The following is a 3403-nucleotide window of genomic DNA, read 5'->3' as shown; positions in this document are numbered from 1 at the left end:
GTCGTAGGTGTAGCCGAATATCGAATCACGCTGCCCGAGAACCAGTTCCGGGTATGGACGCGGGTCGCGGCTCAGCTGCAACCTCACCTGCTCGACGTGGTTGTCGTAGATGTGGCAGTCGCCACCGGTCCAGACGAAGTCACCGACGCCGAGACCCGCCTGGGCCGCCATCATGTGGGTCAGCAGCGCGTAACTCGCGATGTTGAACGGCACGCCGAGGAACAGGTCCGCGCTGCGCTGGTACAGCTGGCAGGACAACTTGCCGTCCGCCACGTAGAACTGGAAGAACGCGTGACACGGCGGCAATGCCATCTGCGGGATCTCGCCGACGTTCCACGCGGAGACGATGTTGCGCCGGGAGTCGGGGTCCGTCTTGAGCAGGCCGAGTGCGGCACTGATCTGGTCGACGTGCTCGCCGGACGGAGTCGGCCAGGAGCGCCACTGCACACCGTAGACCGGACCGAGATCGCCTGTCTCGCTGGCCCATTCGTCCCAAATGGTGACGCCGTGCTCCTGTAGCCAGCGCACGTTGGAGTCACCGCGCAGGAACCACAGCAGTTCGTAGACCACCGACTTGAGGTGCACCTTCTTGGTGGTGATCAAGGGGAACCCGGCGGCGAGGTCGTAGCGCAGCTGGTGACCGAACAGACTTCGGGTGCCGGTGCCGGTCCGGTCCGACTTGGGCGTACCGGTTTCGAGAACGAGCCGCAGCAGATCCTCGTAGGGCGTCGGAAGCGGCACTCGATCAGTTTACGTCCAGCGGCGTGGAGTAGAACGGAGGCCATGCCGACGATCACCGACTCCATCACCACGTCCGACGGAACGTGTCCGGTCACGCTCGCCACGCCCGAGGGCGACGGGCCGTGGCCGGGCGTCGTGATGTACCCGGATGCCGCGGGCAGGCGTCCGGTCATCGACGAGATGGCTCAGAAGTTGGCCGACTACGGCTACGCCGTGCTGGTGCCGGACATCTTCTACCGGGCCGGCGATTGGGCGCCGATCGACATCAACACCGCCTTCGGCGATCCCGAGGAACGCGCGCGCCTGATGTCGTTGATGGGCAGCATCACCCCGGAGATCATGGCCACTGACGCGGCGGCATTCTTCGACTACCTCGAGTCCCGACCCGAAGTCAGCGGGACCGCATTCGGCACTACCGGGTACTGCATGGGTGGACGGACGTCCCTGGTGGTCGCCGGTCGCGTCCCCGAGAGGGTGGCGGCAGCGATGTCGTTCCACGGCGGCGGCCTCGCGTCCGATGATCCTGGCAGCCCTCACCTGCTGGCCGACCGGATCCGGGCCGCCGTCTACGTCGCGGGCGCCGAGAACGACAAGTCCTTCCCCACCGACCAGGCAGAGACCCTGGACAAGGCGCTGACCGCAGCGGGCGTCGAGCACGCCATCGAGTTCTATCCCGCCGCCCACGGTTTCGCGGTGTCCGACCACGCCGCCGTCTACGACGCCGACGCCGCCGAGCGGCACTGGAAGGCGATGGAGAGCTTCTTCGGCGCAAAGCTGGGCTGAGTCTCCGACCCGTTTTGCCTCGTCCTCACCCGGTAGGCGACGATTGACCCGTGTACGACCAGGCCACCGGCGATGACCCGGCTTCCCATCAGGACCCCTCGGACCCCGGGTTTCGCATCGACCCGGTCCTGGCCAGGAGCTGGCTCCTGGTCAACGGCGCGCAATACGACCGGTTCGCGCCAGCGGCGCACTCGCGTGCCGACATCGTCGTCCTCGACATCGAGGATGCGGTCGCACCCAAGGACAAGTCCGCGGCCCGCGACAACGTGGCGCGGTGGCTGGGTGAAGGCAACGCCGACTGGGTTCGCGTCAACGGCTTCGGCACCCGCTGGTGGGCCGATGACCTCGAGATGCTCGCCGACTCCCCGGTCGGAGGAATCATGCTGGCGATGGTCGAATCCGTGGATCACGTCATCGAGACGGCCAAGCGGCTGCCCGACGTTCCGATCGTCGCCCTCGTCGAAACCGCCCGCGGGCTGGAACGCATCACCGAGATCGCCGCCACCAAGGGCACCTTCCGGTTGGCCTTCGGCATCGGCGACTTCCGCAGGGACACGGGTTTCGGCGACAACCCGGCAACGCTTGCCTACGCGCGGTCACGTTTCACGATCGCGGCGAAGGCGGCCCACCTGCCCAGCGCGATCGACGGGCCGACCATCGGCTCGAGCGCGCTCAAGCTCATCGAGGCCAGCGCCGTCTCCGTCGAGTTCGGCATGACCGGCAAGATCTGCCTGACACCCGATCAGTGCCCGTCGGTCAACGAAGGCCTGTCCCCCTCCCAGGACGAGATCGCCTGGGCAGGAGAGTTCTTCGAAGAATTCCAGCGCGACGGCGGCGAGATCCGCAACGGTTCTGACCTACCCCGCATCGCGCGTGCCACCAAGATCCTGGATCTGGCGAAGGCGTACGGCATCCACACCTCCGAGTTCGGCGACGACCCCGATCACGTGCCCGCGCCGTCGGACACCTACCACTACTGATCGCGGCGACGCAGCAGCGTACGCAGCGCGCGGAAGATTCCACGCCCGGCATACACACCTGCGATGATCGACAACAGGATCATCACGACGAACATCAGCTCCCAGTTGGACCGGCTGTGGCTGACGTTCCACCAGATGATCGTGAAGAGGATCGCGCAAATGAACACGACGATGTCGCGCCAATTACCGCGGTAGGACTGGGCGACCTCGAGCAGAGACCGGCTCTTGTCCACAGAGGCGATGATGTCGTCGATGCGCAGATCGATCACACGCTGCAGCTCGGCCCGCCGCTCGGGTTGATCCTCCGGAATGCGATCGAGGAGGTCCATGTCCTGCTTGATCAGGCCCCGCACGTCGGGACCGCGCACGTTCCCCGCAATGAGGCCGAGCAGCGCACCGCCGGCCAGCGGCGCGCCGGCCAAGGCCAGTTCGGCGATACCAGGCATGGGTCGTCTCCTCCGTCAGGCCATGAGCGTAATGGTGAGCGTGGCGGGGGTGAGCCGATCTCAGCCCATCAATTGAGCAGCGACCGTTGCGCCGAGGTTCCAGCAGGCCTCCACGTCGTCCTTGCTCGGCTTGCCCGACACCACGACGTTCTCAGCGGCCCTGACCCAACCGAGCCCGGTCGTGATGGCGGCGACGCCCCGCTCTGCCCCCTCGGTGCCCTCGTTGCCGTGGAGGTAGAGCCCGAACGGCCGCCCCCTGGTCGCATCCAGGCATGGGTAATAGCAGACGTCGAACGCATGCTTGAGCGCGCCGCTCATGTAGCCCAGGTTCGCCGGCGTGCCGAGAAGATAGCCGTCGGCTTCCAGCATGTCGGTCGGTGAGACCGAAAGTGCCGGTCGCCGAACGACTTCCACGTCCTCGATCTCGGGATCGGTGGCGCCGGAGAGGACTGC

At 66.4% G+C, this 3403-nt stretch carries 5 protein-coding genes; 2 read left to right on the top strand and 3 right to left on the bottom strand.

From position 1 onward, the window contains the following. The coding region (locus tag ACRDUX_RS16605; RefSeq protein WP_526415113.1) for a thymidylate synthase at nucleotides 1–741 on the bottom strand (741 nt) is incomplete at its 3' end. A 42-nt stretch (nucleotides 742–783) separates the two neighbouring features. Here ACRDUX_RS16605 and ACRDUX_RS16600 point away from each other — a divergent pair. Both ACRDUX_RS16600 and ACRDUX_RS16595 read left to right on the top strand, forming a co-directional pair. Next, nucleotides 784–1524, top strand: coding sequence for a dienelactone hydrolase family protein (locus tag ACRDUX_RS16600; RefSeq protein WP_526415112.1), 741 nt, complete (start codon nucleotides 784–786; stop codon nucleotides 1522–1524). Between the two features lie 50 nt (nucleotides 1525–1574). Then, nucleotides 1575–2504, top strand: coding sequence for an HpcH/HpaI aldolase/citrate lyase family protein (locus ACRDUX_RS16595; RefSeq protein WP_526415111.1), 930 nt, complete (start codon nucleotides 1575–1577; stop codon nucleotides 2502–2504). Here ACRDUX_RS16595 and ACRDUX_RS16590 read toward each other — a convergent pair. Both ACRDUX_RS16590 and ACRDUX_RS16585 read right to left on the bottom strand, forming a co-directional pair. Beyond that, nucleotides 2498–2950, bottom strand: a complete 453-nt coding sequence (locus tag ACRDUX_RS16590; protein ID WP_526415110.1) for a hypothetical protein — start codon at nucleotides 2948–2950, stop codon at nucleotides 2498–2500. The genes ACRDUX_RS16595 and ACRDUX_RS16590 overlap by 7 nt on opposite strands. 60 nt (nucleotides 2951–3010) lie before the next feature. Next, the coding region (locus ACRDUX_RS16585) for a flavodoxin family protein (protein WP_526415109.1) at nucleotides 3011–3403 on the bottom strand (393 nt) is incomplete at its 5' end.

The sequence above is a fragment of the Mycobacterium sp. genome (assembly GCF_050701675.1).
Lineage (GTDB): Bacteria > Actinomycetota > Actinomycetes > Mycobacteriales > Mycobacteriaceae > Mycobacterium.
This window is presented reverse-complemented; position numbering and strand designations above follow the sequence as displayed.

Excerpts from the sequence above, each read along its gene's own strand:
- ACRDUX_RS16600 (WP_526415112.1), top strand. The coding sequence starts at position 784 with ATGCCGACGATCACCGACTCCATCACCACGTCCGACGGAACGTGTCCG.
- ACRDUX_RS16590 (WP_526415110.1), bottom strand. The coding sequence starts at position 2,950 with ATGCCTGGTATCGCCGAACTGGCCTTGGCCGGCGCGCCGCTGGCCGGC.